Below are 17,456 nucleotides of genomic sequence, written 5' to 3' on the forward strand. Positions count from 1 at the left end.
TTTTTTTAAGTTTCTGTATTAATTATTCCCTATCATTGGCTGGTCAACTAGGTTGGTATCAAGCACATTGCTTGCACTTAAACCATTATTTGTGACAACAAAAGCGCCTGTATTAGCTGCGCCTGAACCCGAATTTGATTTACCTGTGCTTTTTGGAGAAATGATCAATGAGTCTCCAAATTGTACAATTCCATCAGAGTTATTAACAACCTGCACAGGACCTACGATGGCTGGCATGTGGCAACCTCCTGAATATATGAATTTATTTTTATTAACTGCTTACATCCGAATTCTTCGGATTACCGTTTGAGGTAACGTGGCGAATATGTTTAATTCTTGATTCCATGAATATTTTTTTGGTGTTCCCGAGCTGTACGATCGAAGATGAGGATGCCCCAAGAACATCAATATCATGAACTTTAATGCCAGGATTTAATTGTGTAACCTCCATTGTGAATGCTTCATCAATGGAAGGCAGAGGAATGGGTTCTCTAAAGATTGGATATCTTCTAAAACTGCCTTCATCACTTCGGAAAAGCGGTTTTTGCCGCTGATCGGCAATTGCCCGTGAAAACCCTTGAATATATGAAACATCACCAATTTCAAAAATGGAAGAAAAGGATAGTGTATTTATACGGATATGATCTACTATGGATGTTCTTTGCAGCATAAGCTTACTCCGGCGATAAAGGCACAAACGGCCCGATAATTAATGATTCAGCCGGAGTATCAAAAGTAGATGCCAGCTGTATAGTTTCAGCGTCACCAACCAATAAAATGGAGGAGCTGGAAACACCAATTACTCTAATATTTCCAACGTTTAAATCGCGATTATAGACTTGAAAGATCATTCTCTTTTATCTCCTCTCATGTTTTCGGGCAAGTTATTGGCAAAAATGGAGACACCATTGCGTATTTCTTGTTTTAGCATACTTGTTACATGATCTTGCAGTTCTTCTTCAGCAATCGCTGCGTGTTCCTTTTTTAAGTAATAGTCAATCCGTTTCGGCAGCTGTTTCAAAATATCTTCCTTGATAAAATTGATGTAAGATTCATCTAATGAAACATTTGTTTCGGCTTGAACGTCTTCGATCACTTCTGGAAGGTCTTGTTCTAAATAGCGGTACATTTCATTTTCCACGCCCATGCTATGATACATGAAATCCTTTGGAGATGGCGGAGGGGAGGAGCCTTTAATATTAGGTGCATAAACATCCTTGTTATCGATTGCAAATTCTTCAATCTGTTCCTGCAGATCTGTCGGGTTTAATCCGATATTCAACGTTCCTTCCAATGTTTCCACCTTTAATTGGTCGAACTTATATTCAATAGTATCAATATGCACAGGTGGGCGGTTTTGCAGCTGACGTGTTTCATCTTCAAGCTCCACAACTTTTTTCTCAAGTTTGGAGATCCGCTTTTCGAGCGTTTGAATATAGCCTTGCAAACCATGCAGATAGGAATAAAGATCTCGGCTCAACGGCTCCACCTCATTTCTAAAAAATTTTAATGGAAGCTGCAGCATGTAATGTGGCCTTAAGCATTAGAAGGAGCGACAAGAGGGACAGCTGGTGAATTTATTAAAGTATCCGTGACTGGCATATTTTCAACCTCACCAATCACTTCTGGGGCAGGCTCTGTAAAGCCGCCTGTATTATACAAGTAGGAAGCGGGCTTAATAATCCCTGCACTGCCAATCTGCAGGACAGAAGAGTTTGAAACTCCTCCGATTTTTATCATATTAATGTGTATGGATTGTTGAATATAAAAATTCATCATCATCACCTATTACTTTATAAATTCATTATATTTGCCTGATCGATGCCATCGGAATCATAGGTGTTTGTTGTACTATAATGATTGGTGACCTTTAAACCGTCTCCGGTGTTAAAAGAGCCTGATCCGGAAAAAGTTTTAGCTGTAGAAATGGGCATCATTTTGTAGACGTCCCCTATATTAAAGATAGAACTGCTTCCAACCGAAATGACTTGCACAACACCGACTATTGCTGGCATATAAGACACCCTTTAATTGTTTTTCTCCGCCTTAAGAAAGTAGGCGGGTAGTTAATAATATCATCCTATGTGTCAGAGTATATTGTGTGATACATTCGCCTAAATTTATTTGTTTTGTAATAGACAAACATATCCAAAATCTTCTATGATGAATGGAGATATAACATGAAGGGAGATAGGGATGAGTTCAGTTACTGAAAAAGAAAGAATTATATCATTGGATATTATGAGAGGTTTTGCGATATTAGGCATCTTTCTCGTCAATATGCTCTCTTTTCATTCGCCATTTCTCTATATTGATCCGCTCAGCTGGTGGACAGATAGCAGCGATCAAACCGTTTACGGTGTGATTGATGTGCTTGTGCAGGCAAGCTTTTATCCTTTATTTGCTCTCCTTTTTGGCTACAGTGTAATCATGCTGAGGGAGAGAGTATTAAAGAAAGAATTGAACTTCAATGTCATTGCAGTAAGAAGGTTTTCGTTTTTATTGTTATTAGGTTTAGGACACGCCTTTTTTCTATGGTTTGGAGATATTTTGGCGATGTACGCCGTTTTGGCCTTTATCTTTCTTTTATTTGTCAAAATGAACGGAAAAAGCTTGCTTATTACAGGTTTGGTCATTTATATTATTCCGAATCTGCTTCTTTGTCTTTTATTATTTGCTGCTGAATTAATCTTCCCGCCGGATGATCTTACAATGTATGATAACAGCTTAGCCGAAGATGCAGCGGCTGTGTATCATACAGGTACTTTCACAGAAATAACTGCTGAAAGAATAGAAGATTGGTATGCAAATAATGTAGGCGGATTTCCGGTAATGCTCATTTCCATTTTGCCATTATTCCTTATTGGCGGAGGTGCGGCAAAGCTGAAATTTCTTGAGAATGCGGGTCAGCGGCGATCATTATTTCGAAATATGGCCATCATTACTTTCATTCTTGGTCTGCTTATAAAACTTCTTCCTTACATCATGAATGGATCATTGGCTCTTGATTATGTTCAGGATACGTTTGGCGGACCATTGCTGGCGGTTGCATACGGAAGTTTTATTGCCTGGGCAGTTGGCAACATGCATTTGCTTAAACTTTTAAAACCGCTGGCTTATATAGGCAAAATGTCTTTAAGCAATTATTTGTTTCAATCTTTGCTATGCAGTATTCTTTTTTATGGTTATGGTTTTGGATTATTTGGCGAGATATCCGTAGTGACAGGCACTGTGCTCGTAATCATTATTTTTTTCATCCAGCTGTTGTTTAGCAGGTTTTATGCTAAAAGGTTTTTGTATGGTCCTGTTGAATGGGTATGGAGATCATTCACGTACTGGGAAATTCCAAAAATGAAAAAATAGGAGTGACATTATGAAGCTACTTACCTTTAAAAAAGAGAATCAAATCTTAGCAGGCGTTTTAATGGAAGACGAACATTTTGTACTAGATTTGACTAAAGCTGCTGAATTAAGCGGACAAGACCATTTTCCAGAGACACTTTTGGACTGTATTAAGACCGGAAATCAAATTGTAAATGATATTGAGAAATTAACAGAGTGGGCAGAAGCCAATGAGGAAAAAGCAAGGGAAGCCATATATGAAGTTAAAGAAATGCAACTGCTTGCCCCGATCCCAAGACCGCTAAAAAATGTATTTTGTATCGGCAAAAATTATGCAGAGCATGCAATTGAATTGGGAAGCAAGGATGATATCCCAGAGCATGTCATGGTGTTTACAAAAGCACCAACAACAGTCATTGGCCATGAGCAACTAATTGAAGCGCACGAATCGGTAACGTCTGAGCTGGATTATGAAGGAGAACTTGCTATTGTGATTGGGAAAAAAGGAAGAGCAATTCCCAGAGAAGAAGCAATGGATTATGTGTTTGGATACACCATTATCAATGATGTTACAGCAAGGGATCTTCAAAAGCAGCATAAACAGTTTTTCTTAGGCAAGAGTCTGGATAGCACCTGTCCTGTCGGTCCTTGGATTGTTCCAGCATCTTATGTGGAAGATCCATCTAAATTGAGGATTCAAACTCGTGTAAACGGAGAAGTTAGGCAGGATTCCACTACAGATCAGCTGATTTTCCCGCTAGATGAAATTATTTCGGTTCTTTCATCCGGGATGACACTTGAGCCTGGCGATTTGATCGCAACAGGAACGCCGGCTGGTGTCGGAAAAGGGTTTAAACCGCCTCGTTTCTTAAAGAAGGGTGATACAGTTGAAATTGAGATTGAAGGAATTGGGACGTTAAAAAATACAGTAGAATAAGTTATTCCTGCAAGTTAAAAGGATATAGGGTATATAACAGTAAGAAGTTAAACGAATATAACCCTTGTTGAATTTGCTGAGTCAATTATTTTAGTGATTTGTCAAAAATTTGACACATATTGTATCGGCGAAAATCCCGCAGCTATCTTAACCTTAGGATTTTCAATGTCAATATGATATGATGTAAACGAACTTTAGTAGAGGGGGCAGTTAGGAATGACACATGCTCATATAACGACATGGGTAGTTGCATTAATCCTATTTTTTGTTGTACTTAGTCTTCAAAAGAGCGGCAAAGCAAAAGGTGCAAAAATTGTACATATGGTATTAAGACTCTTTTATTTGCTGATCATTGGGACAGGCATTTGGATGTTAACATCAATAAGTAATATTGATATGATGTACATTTTGAAATCTTTAATTGGCATTTGGGTAATTGCTGCGGTAGAGATGGTTCTTGTTCGCACCGCTAAAGGCAAGAAAACAGGTATTCTCTGGGCTCAGCTTGGTATTTCCTTAGTTCTTGTCATTTATTTAGGATTAAAACTGCCATTAGGTTTTACTCCTTTTATGTAAATCGCTGTTAAAAAGCTGTCAAATCGACAGCTTTTTTATTTTTTCATATCAATAGTCCTATAAATATGGTATTTTTAAAAAGATAAGGGAAAAGTTTATAATGACTTTTCCTGCGCTTATTAACTAGAATAATACTTTATTAGTGGTGGGTTATGATGGCTAAAACATATTCTTGCATGTATACAAACGATGACCAGCTGTATAGTTTTATAGAAGATCATGAATTAACTACATATTCAAATGTACTTGTTCAAGTCTTTTCAGGCACTACTGATAAGGAAAAACTGGAGCAGCTGCTGGTTGCTTTGCGTATGTATATTCCTCTGGGAATAGTTACGGGCTGCACTGCATCTGGTGAAATATTTCAAGGGAAACTATCGGAAAATAACATTATTCTAACGTTCACCATTTTTGAAGATACAAAAATTAAATCCATCTATATAGATACAAATCAAAATAATAATAGTATAGAAATCGGCCGAGCTCTAAGTGAGTTAGCAGAAGAAAAGACGAAAGCACTGATTTTGTTCTTTGCAGGCTATGAACTGAATGTACAGTCTGTATTGGAAGTGCTGCATGAAGATCACCCTGATATCATCCTGGCAGGCGGGATGGCCGGTTGTTTAAAAACGGCAGATGATTCATTGGTTTTTAACCAAGATCGTATTATATCAGATGGCGTTACGGCTGTCGCTTTACAAGGCGAGTATTTAAATGCTCATTCTTATGTAAATTATCAGCTTAAGGAAATTGGCAGGCCATTTACTGTAACAAAGGCGGATGGAACATCGATTTACGAAATTGACGGGAAGGATCCTCTGCTGCTGATAAAGAACTATCTTGGTGAACATAACGCTTCCCATTTAAGTAAAGCAAGCATGGAATTTCCATTTTTGCACGAGTATAAGGGAGAAAAATTGCCTGTCTTTATTACTTCGATTCAGAAGGATGGCAGCATTAAAGTTAGCCGGCCAGTTAAGGAAGGCGATCTGCTAAGTTTTGCTTATACCAATATCCAAAATATGATACATCATACCTCAGACTGGATGGAGAAACTGAGCCAGCAAAATCCTCAATCCATTTTTGTGTACAATTGTATTGCAAAAAAGAATTACTCTCAAGATTTTGCTGAGATAGAGCTCGCCATGCTGCAGAGCATTGCTCCGTCAAACGGCGTTTTTCTGCATGGTGAAATTGGGTATACAAATGGCCGGCAGCCCAAAATGCTTGGTCATTCCTTTTCCTGCTTAGCCCTTTCAGAAGGAAGTATTAAGATGGCAGAGAAAAAATCGTTTGATTACGAGATTCCTCATTACATTAAAACGATTGATTCTTTAACACATTTAATGCGCGCATCACTTAAGGATATTGAGGAGTTAAATAACAGTCTATCACTTTCAGAACAGCACTATCGCTCGTTGTTTGATCACAACGCGGATATCGTTTATTCAACAGATTTAAACGGCGTTTTTACGAGTGTGAACACAGCATTTGAAAAAACCTTTGAATACAGTAAAGATGAAGTAATAGGAACATCTGCTTTAAACTATATAGACTCTGCAGATATTCCTAGAATTCGAATTCACTATGCCCGAGCGTTAAAAGGTCAGCATCAGCATTATAATATCGAATTAACGACTAAAACTGGTGAAAACAATTTATATCAAATTAAGAATATACCAGTTATAGTGAATGGTCAGACCGTTGGTGTTTATGGAATCGGAAAAAACATCACAGAGTTGAAGAAGATTGAAGAAAAAGTGACCGAGTTATCGTACTTTGATACACTCACCGGTCTTCCAAACAGAGTGAAGTTTATTGAGCAGCTGGAGGAATTTACGCGAAAAGCGGAAAATCAAAATCGAATGCTTGCAGTACTATCTGTTGATATTGACCGCTTCAAATTTATTAATGACGGTTTTGGACATGATGCGGGTGATTTGATCTTAAAAGAACTTTCAGAAAGAATTGAAAAAGTGCTAACTGCCGGCACTTATTTAAGCAGCTTTGGCGGTGATAAGTTTACGCTTGTTTTCTCGCGGACAAAGGATATGGAAGATGTCATGAAAAAAGCGAAATACATCCTTCAAGAAATTGCTAAGCCAGCTTATTATAAAGGAAAAGAATTTTTCCTGACGGCAAGCATTGGTGTCAGTTTATATCCGGATGACGGGGAAGATCAAAATTCTTTAATAAAGAATGCCGACATTGCGATGAATCGTTCAAAAAAGCAAGGAGGCAATCGCATCACATTTTTTTCAATGGAAATGGATAGTCAGGCAATGGCAAGACTTGAACTGGAAAGTTATTTGCGGAAAGCATTACAGAAAAATGAATTCCACTTATGCTATCAGCCTTTAATCAATCTTGAAACCGGGAATGTATATGGAAGTGAAGCACTGATCAGATGGAATCACCCCATTTTAGGTGTAGTGTCACCAGCAGACTTTATTCCGCTTGCTGAAGAAACAGGCCTAATTGAAGAAATTGGAGCTTGGGTTTTACGAACGGCTTGTGTTCAAAATAAACAGTGGCAGAGGCTGGGCTTAGGCATGCTCTCTATTTCTGTGAATGTATCTGCAAATCAATTTCAGCAGCCAAATTTTGTTGAACAAGTCAAACAGGCATTATTGGATTCTGAGCTCGAAGCCAAATACTTAACGTTGGAATTGACAGAAAGCACCATGCTGAATGATGTAGACTATAGTATACAAGTCATGAAGTCATTGCAGGAACTTGGAGTAAAGGTGTCAATTGATGATTTTGGGACAGGCTATTCTTCTTTATCCTATCTAAGAAACCTGCCAATTAATACGCTGAAAATTGACCGCTCGTTTATAAATAATTTAAAGCTGGATACATCGGATGTTGCCATAGTCAAGGCGATTATTACAATGGGACAAGGCTTGGATGTTCAAGTAGTGGCAGAAGGTGTAGAAACGGAAGAGCAAATAGAACTGCTAAAGGAAATGAAATGTCACTTTGCACAAGGATTTTTTTATCACAAACCTTTAAAGTCGGCAGATTTCGAAAAAGATATTAAAGGAGTTTCCATCTAAAATTACTAAGTTCCCAAAAGAGTAAATTAATAAGAAGGATGCAGCTGGACGCTGCATCCTTTTTATGATGATATCTTCTCAATCACCATTCTTTTCCCCGTATTTAATGTAAATTCAAAACGGTCACTTATACCTTCGTAATAGCTAAAATGATGCTGGACACTGCATATATGCTCCTGATTGTCGAATATAATGAAATTAACACCGGATTTTCTGTCTTCATCATGTACAAAAGTTAATTGATTGTAACAGTAGATGCAATCATAAATTGAAAACTGCATGGAATTTAGGGTGGTTACAAATTGGTAAAAAGCATCATCATTTAATTCATCCAGCAGTTTTTCTAATGCAAATACGAGCGATTTTCGAATGCGGACGGTGTCTTGATCCCTTAAAAACACTAGCTCATCAGAACAGGCAATCTTTCCTTCACCAGCCAATTTTCCTTTTTTCCACCTTTTATGGCGTGCTAACTCTATTTCCATATGGAGATAATCGTCTAACATAGCTGCCTCATCTGTTTCCCGGTCAAAGAAGATCCATTGATCATTTATATATTCTACATTGCCTTCTGTGAAAGCACGGGTTTGATATTCAATCAATTTTATACGCTGCTGTTTTTTCATAAACTACCTCCACTTTCATGCTGATTTCATCATCACGATTTAAAAAAGCGATGATTAAAGAATAATTACGTCAACTTTCTTTCTTGACATCTAATGTCCTTTTTATACCCTTTCAGCTCATGTGATTTCAGCAAAAAAGAATATTTTCGCTGAAGGATTATTGCTTCTCTTAGGCAGATGGTACGCCTTTGCTATAAGGGTTTCACCCTCTTTACCACAAACAACTCCTTTTCATATCCAATAATGTCAGTATCATTTTTTTAAAGGCCCTTAAATAAGCTTAATGTGGAAGATCAACATGGTTTGTAAATTTTGCCCATGATTCAGCATAGGACAATTAACCAATGACCATTTCCTGCATACAATAAATCCATGTGAAAGTGCCCAATTATTCACTTTGAAATTGGGTGAATAGGACAAAGGAATTCGTAAATTTTATTGCCCTGCGAAAACGGCCACCCGAGATTGATACGGACAGAAAGGATGATTATTGCATGTGCGGTATAACAGGCTGGATTGATTTTAACAACAATATAAGTAATCAAACTGAAATCCTTGGAAAAATGACAGAGACACTCTCAAAAAGAGGGCCGGATGATACAAATGTATGGGCAGCTGAGCATGCTGGTTTTGGCCATAAGCGTCTTGTGGTTGTAGATCCAGAAGGCGGCATACAGCCAATGACAATTGAAAAAAGAAATAGCAGCTATACCATCTGCTATAATGGCGAATTATACAATACGGAAGACATCCGAAAAGAACTCCTTATAAAAGGATATTCTTTTAAAGGTCATTCTGATACAGAGGTTTTGCTGACTTCTTATATTGAATGGGGAGAAAATTGCGTTGATCACTTAAATGGGATCTTTGCATTTGCCATCTGGGATGCTAATAAAAATCAGCTCTTTATCGGGAGAGACCGTCTTGGAGTTAAGCCTTTGTTCTATAAAGAAACTTCAGCGGGACTTTTATTTGGTTCAGAGCTAAAGGCGATACTGGCTCATCCAGAAGTGAAAACAGAAATTGATCGGGAAGGACTCTCAGAAGTATTTGGTCTTGGGCCATCAAGATCTCCAGGCTCTGGTGTGTTTAAAGGAATAAAGGAACTTCGGCCAGCACATGCCATGACGGTTACAAAGAAAGGCATAAACATAAAGCGCTATTGGAATGTCAAAAGCGCACAGCATACCGATTCGCTTGAAGATACCGCAGGAAGAGTACGAGAGCTGTTTACAGATGCAGTTAAAAGACAGCTTGTATCAGATGTACCTTTATGTACTTTTTTATCGGGAGGATTAGATTCAAGTGCCATCACGGCCATTGCTGCAAAGACATATGAGGCAGAAGGAAAAAAACTTCATACTTACTCAATTGATTATGAGGGCAATGATGTATTTTTCAAAGCAAATGACTTTCAGCCAAATTCAGATGCCGCATTTATTCAAAAAATGACGGAAACATTTAATACAGTGCATCATAGCTCGATCATTACACAAGAGGAGCTTGCAGAACATTTAATCGAAGCTGTACATGTAAGAGATTTGCCTGGGATGGCGGATATTGACTCATCACTTCTTTGGTTTTGCCGTGAAATTAAGAAGGATTATACGGTCAGCTTATCTGGTGAATGCGCAGACGAAATTTTCGGCGGCTACCCTTGGTTCCATCGACCAGACGATTTAAGCCGCGAGGGATTTCCATGGATGAGGTCGATTAATGAGCGTCAAGGGTTATTAAAAGCAGACTTGCAATCAAAATTAAATTTAAAGGATTATACAATTGATAAATACAATCAAGCAATTGCCGAGACTCCTAGACTTGAAGGGGAAAGCGGAATTGATGCAAAGCGCAGAGAGCTTTTCTATATCAATATGATTTACTTTATGACGACGCTGCTTGACCGCAAGGACCGTATGAGTATGGGAGCAAGTCTTGAGGTGCGTGTACCGTTTGCAGATCACCGTCTAGTTGAATATGTCTGGAATATTCCATGGGATATGAAAATGCATGGCAACAGGGAAAAGGGACTGTTGAGAAAAGCACTAGAGGGCATTCTTCCAGATGAGGTTCTATATAGGAAGAAGAGTCCTTACCCGAAGACACATAATCCTACTTATACGAACGCGGTGCAAAAGATGCTAAGCGAGATTTTAGAAGATCGTTCTTCGGTTCTATATGAGCTTTTTGACGAGAAAAAGCTGAAAAGCATCATTGAAACAAAAGGGGAAGCTTTTAAAGAGCCTTGGTTTGGTCAGCTGATGACAGGACCGCAGCTGCTTGCTCATCTTGCACAAATACACTTCTGGGTAAAAGATTACAATATTAATATAGTTGATTAAGGGTAAACAAAGAGCCAGCATAGGAATGCTGGCTCTCAGACTGTAGACAAACTCGATGAAAATCGAGTTTGCCTACAGTCTTTTTTGTTTTAGAATAAAAGGAGAATAAGGTTAGAGGTGATGAAGATGCTTTCCAAACATAATTCAATTCAACGTGATCAGCTTGAAATGGTTGCGTTAGATCAACTGGTACCTGAAAACCATTTAGTACGAAAAATGGAGGCTGCAATTGACTTCTCCTTCATTTATGATTTAGTAAAAGATACATATTCAGAAGTAGGTCGTCCAAGCATTGACCCGGTAATTTTAATAAAGCTTACTTTTATTCAATATACCTTCGGTATTCGGTCCATGCGCCAAACCATTGAGGAACTAAAAACAAACATGGCTTATCGCTGGTTTTTAGGATATGGATTTTATGATAAAGTTCCTCACTTCTCTACCTTCGGTAAAAACTATGAGCGTCGTTTTAAAGATACTGATCTATTTGAACAGATCTTCTATCGAATCTTAAAAACGGCCACGGAAAAGAAATTAATTAGCGCTGAACATGTTTTTATTGACTCGACACACGTAAAAGCAAGCGCGAATAAACATAAATTTGCGAAGAAAGTTGTGCGGAAGGAAACACGCGCATATCAAGAACAGCTTCAGACAGAAATCAACGATGACCGTGAAGATCATGGGAAGAAGCCATTTCCACCTGATAAATTTGAAAAAGAGGAAACAAAAGAGATCAAAGAAAGTACCACAGACCCAGAAAGTGGCTACTACGTCAAAGACGAACGCACTAAACAGTTTGCTTATTCGTTTCATGCCGCCTCTGATCGCAACGGATTTATCTTAGGAAATATAGTTACACCAGGAAACATTCATGATAGTGGAATCCTTGAGCCTTTAGTTGAACGAGTGATTGATAGAGTTGGAAAACCTGAAGCCGTTGCCGCAGACGCAGCTTATAAAACACCTGCCATCACGAAGTACTTAATTGAACATGAAATAACACCTGCACTCCCTTATACACGACCACGTACAAAGGATGGATTCTTCCGAAAGCACGAATATGTTTATGATGAACATTTTGATTGTTATATTTGCCCAGCGGGCAAAATTTTGAACTATTCAACTACCACCAAGGAAGGCTACCGTGAATACAAATCATTGAAACAGACTTGTGCCACTTGTTCATTATTGCACCAATGTACACAGAGTAAGAATCACCAAAAAGTGGTGACCCGGCATATTTGGCAGGAATATGTGGAGGAAGTGGAACATCTTCGCCATCACAAAGATGTAAAACCAATATACGCAAAGCGAAAGGAAACGATTGAACGTGTTTTCGCTGATGCAAAAGAAAAGCATGGAATGCGTTGGACAACGTTAAGGGGACTTAAAAAATTGTCGATGCAAGCGATGCTTACTTTCGCGTCCATGAATTTAAAGAAAATAGCCAACTGGACGTGGCAGGACCCAAAAACAGTATAAATCTGAGGATAGGATAGCTGCATTCTGTCCTCTAAAGGAATAAAAATAGAAAAAAACTTCAAAAGGGGTTCGGAATGAGACCATTCCGAACCCCGTTTGTCTACAATCTGAGAGCCAGCATAGGAATGCTGGCTCTTTGTTTATTCTTATAATAAAAAATCAATTTACACACCCTGCTTTGCTGTCACAAAGCCTTTGCTTCTCCAGACACCTGATCTCCAGCGGAAAAGCATGAGAATGCCTCGCAGCCATTCATCAGCAATAAATGCAATCCAAATGCCAGTCAGCCCAAGTCCAAAATGGATTCCGAGCAGATAGGATAGGGTTACGCTTACGCCCCACATGGATAAGATTCCGATATACACAGGGAATTTCACATCTCCAGCCGCACGCAAAGAGTTTATAACGACGAGATTAAATGAGCGTCCAGGCTCTAATATAATCGTCAGCAGGATCAGAAATGCACCAGTTTCAATGATTTCTGGGTTAGATGTGAAAATACCAAGCAGATTCTCGGAAAAGATGGAAAATAAAATGGCTGTACCTAAAGAAATGGCGATCGCTAAACGTAAGCTTTGCATACATCTTTTATAAGCTTCTTCAAATTTGCCTGCACCAATCATATGGCCAATTAAAATTTGTGTACCTTGGCTGATTGCGACACTGAAGAGAAAAATGAACATCATGATGTTTTGTGTGTATACTCGGGCCGTTAATGCTTCCGTCCCTAGAGCAGCAATAAAAATCGTAATCACCATTTGGGAAGCATTATAGGACAGCTGTTCACCTGCAGAGGGAATTCCGATTTTTAACAAATTGCGTATATGCTCCTTAGGCAGCTGAAATAGCTTTTTGAAAGGAAGTGCACCGTTTGTTCTTTTAACGAGAACCATAATAGAAACGATTAGACCAATAAATCTGCTGACAGCAGTCGATATGGCAACTCCTTCAACCCCTAATACGGGAAATCCGAAAGGACCAAAAATAAAGAGGTAGTTTCCAACCACATTAAGGATGTTCATCCCGATCGTAATGTACATAATATCTCTTGTAAAACCATAGCTTCTGACTGTTGCACCAATCGTCATAATGACTGCTTGAACAAAGGAAAAACCGCCAACAATAACTAAATAAATATAGGCTTCATCCAGCAGCTCGCTTGGCAGATCCATTAAAAGCAATAAAGGTTTTCCAGTGAAAAACAGCAAAATACTTAATAGGATTCCAAACACAAGATTGGCAGCAAGTGAAACAACGGAAATCTCTCCTGCAGTCTGAAGTCTGTTTGCACCAATGTTTTGAGCAATTAGTATGGCGGTGCCTGTCGCTATAAAACCAAACATGACAATGACCAATGAAAGGATTTGATTAGCCACTCCAACGGCAGCAACAGAATCATCAGAATACTGGGAGAGCATTAATGTATCTGCATTCCCCATAAGCATATGCAAGAGGACTTCAATAAAAATCGGCCATGTTAAAGCAAATAAGGTGAGCTTTTTCTGATTTTGACTCATTCAATTTTCTCCTGACTGTTGACTTAAACTAAATTCCAATTTTAAAGGATGGGATTTGCATGGTCAATAGACAAAATTGAAAAATCAAGTCCTTTCAGTTTCACTTGGAGAGTATCTGCTTCTCCAGCAAAGTCTTCATTACTGTATAAATTGCGGACAAGCTGCCCTTTTAATGAGTAAGGCAATGTGTAAAATACTTCATCATCCGATGCATTCACCAGCACGATCACAGATTTAGAAGTCGTGAATTTCCGAAACGCAACAAGACCAGGGAAGTCTGTTTTTAAAAACTCAAGCTCACCTTCATTTGCAAGAAGCTTTTCCGACTTGCGAAGAGAAATAAGTTTCTGTACATGGGAAAAAATATCTCGATCCTGTTTTTCCACATCCCAAATCATACATTTACGGCAGCCAGGGTCCATTTCACCATTTAAACCAATTTCATCCCCGTAATAAAGGCAAGGGGAGCCGATAAACGTAAATAACAATGTGAAAACTAATTTCACGTGATCCTTACTGTCACCGCATTCCGTTAAAATTCTTGGAGTATCATGACTGCCGACTAAGTTAAAGGCAGCTGTATTTACGGTTGATGGATAACTATGAAGCACAGCGGTCATATTATCAGCAAATTGCTGGGCGGTAATGGTTTTTGCAGCCAAAAGGTTAAGGACATTGGTAGTGAAAGGATAATTCATAACAGCGTCGAATTGATCACCGCGCAGCCATGGCATTGAATTGTGCCATACTTCTCCTAAAATATATAAATCCGGTTTAACGGTTTTGACAGCCTGCCGAAATTCACGCCAGAATTGATGATCGATTTCATTGGCAACATCTAATCTCCAGCCATCAATATTGAATTCTTCAATCCAGTATTTCGCTACCTTTAATAAGTAGTTTTTTACATCTGCATTTTTAGTGTTCAATTTTGGCATCGCACCAACAAAGGCAAAGGTTTCATAGTTTGGGCGTTCAGCCTTTGTGTCCAGTGGAAAGCTGTGCGGGTGAAACCAGTCTTTATATTGTGATTGGCCCCCGTTTTTTAATACATCCTGAAAAGGAGGGAAGTAGTATCCACTATGATTAAATACAGCATCAAGCATGACACGTATGCCTCGTTTATGGCATTCAGCTACCAGCTTCTTTAATGTCTCCTTTGTGCCAAACTGTGGATCTAAATCAAGATAATCAATGGTATCATATTTATGATTCGAATATGCCTTGAAGACAGGCGTAAAGTAGATGCCATTAATGCCAAGCTCTACTAAATAATCAAGGTGCTCAATAACACCTTCAAAGTCTCCGCCAAAGAAATTAGCAGGAGTAGGCTCTTCACTTCCCCAAGGCAATGTGCCTTCAGGATCTATTGTCGTATCCCCATTTGCGAATCTCTCAGGAAAAATTTGATACCATACGGTGTCTTTCACCCATGCCGGAGCTTGAAAGACTTCAGATTCATGGAGATAAGGAAAGTTGAAATAATAGCCTGAATCAGCAGGGGGTGTATCATAAAATCCTTTTTCAGTTAGTATCACTGTTTCTTTTTCATTTGTAAGTGCAAAGCCATATCTGCTGCGGCGGTAAGGAGGCGTAATGGCTGCAAGCCAGTAATCATAGTGAAGATCGCTGCCCGCTTTTTTCATTTCTGTTTGTTCGTAAACCCATTTGCCATCTTCCCATATGTATTGATCTCCATGGAGCAGACTGACGGCCAGAATATCATCCTTTTTTGTGTGTATTTTTATATGTAAGGTCTTATTGTCTGCAGCATACACAAATTGATCTGCAGGGAAATGGATAATCGAGGATTTTTCCATATCTATATCACTCCTTTTAGTGCAATCGGTTGCATTATAACATATTTTCAGAAAGATTCATTATCTATTTTTTTTAGCTCTGCATTAGACGAAAATCCATAAAGAATTTTAGCTGCTTTAAAATATATAGAATGGCATGTAACCATTGAATATATGCAATAATGGAGCACTAATATGCAAAAAAAATTATAGGGAATATCTGATTAGCTCAGCATATTTCAATAAGAGCATAAAAAAAATATTGTCAAAACAAAAAAAGCCTGTATAATAAAGATTGAAATTGTGCAATCGTTTTCACTAAGAATTAAACAGATATTAGAGTGAAAAGTAAATGGATAAAAAGGTAAGCAATTATTTTTTACAAATGCAATAATAACGCTTACATTTTTGTGCAAACGGTTGTACAATGACAATAGAAACATAACTATTAGGAGGGGGCAATACCATGAAAAAATCATTATCTATTTTTATGATGCTGGTTTTACTATTAGGATTGCTTGCAGCATGTGGTCCAGATCGAGAAGCAAGAGAACAAAGTACAGAAGACGAAAATAATAATACAGAAAATCAAGGTGAAGAGCCAAAACCAGAAAAGCTTGTTGTCTGGGAAGATGTAGATAAAGGCATTGCCTTAGAACCTGCAATTGAGTCATTTGAAGAAGAATATGGCATTGAAGTAGAATACGTTGAATTAAATATGGCCGACAAAATTCGTGATCAATTAAGATTAGATGGTCCGGCTGGAAATGCTCCAGACGTTGTTACTCTACCTCATGATCAAATTGGTCAGGTAGTAACAGAAGGTCTTCTGCAGGAAATCCAAGTAGAAGATGCGGTTTTAGATACATTCAGCGAGTCATCCATTTCTGCTCAAATGTTTGACGGCAAATTATATGGACTTCCAAAGTCAACTGAAACACCAGTATTTATCTATAATAAAGCATTAATGGATCAAGCGCCTGAGACAATGGATGAGTTATACGAGCAGGCAAAAGAGCTTACGAGCGGTGATCAATATGGCTTTATCGCAGTATTAGATGATTTCTATATGGCTCATGGCTATCTTGCCGGAATGGGCGGATATGTATTTAAAGACAATGATGGCGCATTAGACCGTAATGACATTGGTTTAAATAATGAAGGTGCAATCGCTGGTGCTGAGTTCATTCAAAAATGGTATGCTGACGGATTATTCCCAAGCGGAATTATCGGTGAGACAGGCGGAGCGGCTAGAGACGGATTATTCAACGAAGGAAATGCTGCTTCTGTCATGAATGGTCCTTGGGCACTTCAAGGTATGAAGGATGCTGGAATTGATGTGGGGGTTGCTCCGATGCCGAAGCTTCCAAATGGAGAGCCTGTAAAAACATTTATGGGTGTTAAAGGCTGGCATGTAACACAATTTACGAAAAATCCTTACTGGGCTACAAAATTTGTTGAGCATATTACAAACGAAGAGAATGCAAAAACTCGCTTTGAATTAACACAAGAAATTCCACCGGTGAAATCACTAATCGATGATCCGATTATTGCGGAAAATGAGGCTGCAAAAGCTGTTGCAGAACAATCTCAATATGCAATTCCAATGCCAAACATTCCTGAAATGGGAGAAGTTTGGTCACCAATGGCATCTGCACTGCAGACAATTGCTACTGGTAAATCTGATCCAAAAGCGGCTTTAGATGAAGCTGTTGAAACAATTAAAACGAATATTGAAACAAACCATCCAGGCAACTAATTAATAAAAGAATCTAG

At 38.5% G+C, this 17,456-nt stretch carries 16 protein-coding genes; 7 read left to right on the plus strand and 9 right to left on the minus strand.

Going from position 1 to position 17,456, the window contains the following annotated elements:
- Positions 1 to 18 precede the first annotated feature (18 nt).
- From J1899_RS07200 to J1899_RS07225, 6 genes are read right to left on the minus strand one after another with little or no spacing between them, the layout of a single operon-like run.
- On the minus strand, positions 19 to 237 hold the full coding sequence (locus tag J1899_RS07200) for a spore germination protein (protein ID WP_066447704.1): 219 nt from the start codon (positions 235 to 237) through the stop codon (positions 19 to 21).
- Positions 238 to 271: 34 nt separating this feature from the next.
- Positions 272 to 670: a spore germination protein GerPE gene (locus J1899_RS07205; protein WP_214478222.1), complete on the minus strand. Its 399-nt coding sequence runs from the start codon at positions 668 to 670 to the stop codon at positions 272 to 274.
- Between the two features lie 4 nt (positions 671 to 674).
- On the minus strand, positions 675 to 851 hold the full coding sequence (locus J1899_RS07210; protein WP_151575240.1) for a spore gernimation protein GerPD: 177 nt from the start codon (positions 849 to 851) through the stop codon (positions 675 to 677).
- Positions 848 to 1,480, minus strand: coding sequence for a spore germination protein GerPC (gene gerPC / locus J1899_RS07215; protein ID WP_214478224.1), 633 nt, complete (start codon positions 1,478 to 1,480; stop codon positions 848 to 850). Before gerPC ends, J1899_RS07210 begins: the two co-directional genes overlap by 4 nt.
- A 56-nt stretch (positions 1,481 to 1,536) precedes the next feature.
- Complete coding sequence (locus J1899_RS07220) at positions 1,537 to 1,776, minus strand: spore germination protein GerPB (RefSeq protein WP_066447692.1); 240 nt, start codon at positions 1,774 to 1,776, stop codon at positions 1,537 to 1,539.
- A 17-nt stretch (positions 1,777 to 1,793) separates the two neighbouring features.
- Entirely contained in the window at positions 1,794 to 2,015 is a 222-nt protein-coding gene (locus J1899_RS07225) for a spore germination protein (protein WP_066447688.1), read from the minus strand.
- 181 nt (positions 2,016 to 2,196) lie between these two features.
- Between J1899_RS07225 and J1899_RS07230 the strand changes: the two genes are divergently transcribed.
- From J1899_RS07230 to J1899_RS07245, 4 genes are all read left to right on the plus strand, one after another.
- Positions 2,197 to 3,363 (plus strand): DUF418 domain-containing protein, encoded by a 1,167-nt coding sequence (locus J1899_RS07230; RefSeq protein ID WP_214478226.1) that lies wholly within the window; start codon positions 2,197 to 2,199, stop codon positions 3,361 to 3,363.
- Positions 3,364 to 3,373: 10 nt separating this feature from the next.
- Complete coding sequence (locus J1899_RS07235) at positions 3,374 to 4,279, plus strand: fumarylacetoacetate hydrolase family protein (RefSeq protein ID WP_214478228.1); 906 nt, start codon at positions 3,374 to 3,376, stop codon at positions 4,277 to 4,279.
- 216 nt (positions 4,280 to 4,495) lie between these two features.
- Positions 4,496 to 4,855 carry a YisL family protein gene (locus tag J1899_RS07240; protein WP_066447680.1) on the plus strand — a complete coding sequence of 120 codons (360 nt, stop codon included), beginning with the start codon at positions 4,496 to 4,498 and terminating at the stop codon, positions 4,853 to 4,855.
- A 155-nt stretch (positions 4,856 to 5,010) separates the two neighbouring features.
- Entirely contained in the window at positions 5,011 to 7,914 is a 2,904-nt protein-coding gene (locus tag J1899_RS07245; RefSeq protein ID WP_214478230.1) for a bifunctional diguanylate cyclase/phosphodiesterase, read from the plus strand.
- A gap of 62 nt (positions 7,915 to 7,976) precedes the next feature.
- On the opposite strand, the gene J1899_RS07250 is transcribed toward J1899_RS07245, so the two are convergent.
- A complete protein-coding gene (locus tag J1899_RS07250) occupies positions 7,977 to 8,540 on the minus strand; it encodes a DUF2777 domain-containing protein (RefSeq protein WP_066447676.1) in 564 nt (187 codons plus the stop codon).
- A gap of 494 nt (positions 8,541 to 9,034) precedes the next feature.
- Between J1899_RS07250 and asnB the strand changes: the two genes are divergently transcribed.
- Both asnB and J1899_RS07260 read left to right on the plus strand, forming a co-directional pair.
- Positions 9,035 to 10,879, plus strand: a complete 1,845-nt coding sequence (asnB, locus tag J1899_RS07255; protein WP_066447674.1) for an asparagine synthase (glutamine-hydrolyzing) — start codon at positions 9,035 to 9,037, stop codon at positions 10,877 to 10,879.
- A gap of 126 nt (positions 10,880 to 11,005) precedes the next feature.
- Positions 11,006 to 12,364 (plus strand): IS1182 family transposase, encoded by a 1,359-nt coding sequence (locus J1899_RS07260; protein WP_214478757.1) that lies wholly within the window; start codon positions 11,006 to 11,008, stop codon positions 12,362 to 12,364.
- Between the two features lie 164 nt (positions 12,365 to 12,528).
- Here the strand turns inward: J1899_RS07260 and J1899_RS07265 are convergent, their stop codons facing one another.
- Both J1899_RS07265 and J1899_RS07270 read right to left on the minus strand, forming a co-directional pair.
- Complete coding sequence (locus J1899_RS07265; RefSeq protein ID WP_214478233.1) at positions 12,529 to 13,881, minus strand: MATE family efflux transporter; 1,353 nt, start codon at positions 13,879 to 13,881, stop codon at positions 12,529 to 12,531.
- Positions 13,882 to 13,922: 41 nt separating this feature from the next.
- Positions 13,923 to 15,701 carry a glycoside hydrolase family 13 protein gene (locus J1899_RS07270; protein ID WP_214478234.1) on the minus strand — a complete coding sequence of 593 codons (1,779 nt, stop codon included), beginning with the start codon at positions 15,699 to 15,701 and terminating at the stop codon, positions 13,923 to 13,925.
- A 445-nt stretch (positions 15,702 to 16,146) separates the two neighbouring features.
- Between J1899_RS07270 and J1899_RS07275 the strand changes: the two genes are divergently transcribed.
- Positions 16,147 to 17,439 carry an extracellular solute-binding protein gene (locus tag J1899_RS07275; protein WP_214478236.1) on the plus strand — a complete coding sequence of 431 codons (1,293 nt, stop codon included), beginning with the start codon at positions 16,147 to 16,149 and terminating at the stop codon, positions 17,437 to 17,439.
- The last annotated feature ends 17 nt before the right edge of the window (positions 17,440 to 17,456 follow it).

This window comes from Cytobacillus gottheilii (genome assembly GCF_018582665.1).
Classification (GTDB): Bacteria; Bacillota; Bacilli; order Bacillales; family Cytobacillaceae; genus Cytobacillus; species Cytobacillus gottheilii.

What these genes read in the sequence shown, in the direction of transcription:
- J1899_RS07210 (WP_151575240.1), bottom strand. Translation starts at nt 851, where the DNA reads ATGATCTTTCAAGTCTATAATCGCGATTTAAACGTTGGAAATATTAGA.
- J1899_RS07260 (WP_214478757.1), top strand. Translation starts at nt 11,006, where the DNA reads ATGCTTTCCAAACATAATTCAATTCAACGTGATCAGCTTGAAATGGTT.
- J1899_RS07265 (WP_214478233.1), bottom strand. Translation starts at nt 13,881, where the DNA reads ATGAGTCAAAATCAGAAAAAGCTCACCTTATTTGCTTTAACATGGCCG.
- J1899_RS07250 (WP_066447676.1), bottom strand. Translation starts at nt 8,540, where the DNA reads ATGAAAAAACAGCAGCGTATAAAATTGATTGAATATCAAACCCGTGCT.
- J1899_RS07245 (WP_214478230.1), top strand. Translation starts at nt 5,011, where the DNA reads ATGGCTAAAACATATTCTTGCATGTATACAAACGATGACCAGCTGTAT.
- asnB (WP_066447674.1), top strand. Translation starts at nt 9,035, where the DNA reads ATGTGCGGTATAACAGGCTGGATTGATTTTAACAACAATATAAGTAAT.
- J1899_RS07220 (WP_066447692.1), bottom strand. Translation starts at nt 1,776, where the DNA reads ATGAATTTTTATATTCAACAATCCATACACATTAATATGATAAAAATC.
- J1899_RS07240 (WP_066447680.1), top strand. Translation starts at nt 4,496, where the DNA reads ATGACACATGCTCATATAACGACATGGGTAGTTGCATTAATCCTATTT.
- J1899_RS07275 (WP_214478236.1), top strand. Translation starts at nt 16,147, where the DNA reads ATGAAAAAATCATTATCTATTTTTATGATGCTGGTTTTACTATTAGGA.
- J1899_RS07270 (WP_214478234.1), bottom strand. Translation starts at nt 15,701, where the DNA reads ATGGAAAAATCCTCGATTATCCATTTCCCTGCAGATCAATTTGTGTAT.
- J1899_RS07235 (WP_214478228.1), top strand. Translation starts at nt 3,374, where the DNA reads ATGAAGCTACTTACCTTTAAAAAAGAGAATCAAATCTTAGCAGGCGTT.
- J1899_RS07230 (WP_214478226.1), top strand. Translation starts at nt 2,197, where the DNA reads ATGAGTTCAGTTACTGAAAAAGAAAGAATTATATCATTGGATATTATG.
- J1899_RS07200 (WP_066447704.1), bottom strand. Translation starts at nt 237, where the DNA reads ATGCCAGCCATCGTAGGTCCTGTGCAGGTTGTTAATAACTCTGATGGA.
- J1899_RS07225 (WP_066447688.1), bottom strand. Translation starts at nt 2,015, where the DNA reads ATGCCAGCAATAGTCGGTGTTGTGCAAGTCATTTCGGTTGGAAGCAGT.
- J1899_RS07205 (WP_214478222.1), bottom strand. Translation starts at nt 670, where the DNA reads ATGCTGCAAAGAACATCCATAGTAGATCATATCCGTATAAATACACTA.